The sequence below is a fragment of the Clostridium sp. CMCC3677 genome (assembly GCF_023845585.1).
GTDB classification, from domain to species: domain Bacteria; phylum Bacillota; class Clostridia; order Clostridiales; family Clostridiaceae; genus Clostridium; species Clostridium aquiflavi.
The window spans coordinates 1-210 of the sequence record NZ_JAMQHS010000144.1 but is presented as its reverse complement, the minus strand read 5'-3'; the positions used below and the strand labels follow the sequence as shown (position 1 = coordinate 210).

Genomic DNA, 210 nt, shown 5'->3' with positions numbered 1-210 from the left:
ATTACTTTAAAAAGATCTCCATCAACTTCAACACTAAAACTTCCACCTTGAAGCTCTACAAAGCTTTTAGAAATTGCAAGACCTAATCCTGACCCTTCTGTATTACGTGATGAATCTCCTCTAGCAAACCTTTCAACTATTTCATTTGGATTAAAGTCGATTTCTACTGCTGACATGTTTTTCAATAGTATTTCTATACAATCTTCTTCT

At 33.3% G+C, this 210-nt stretch carries 1 protein-coding gene; it reads right to left on the bottom strand.

Going from position 1 to position 210, the window contains the following annotated elements; all coding sequences use genetic code 11:
* Positions 1 to 210, bottom strand: a 210-nt coding sequence (locus tag NG901_RS17020) for an ATP-binding protein (RefSeq protein ID WP_252217145.1), incomplete at both ends; no start/stop codon positions are given.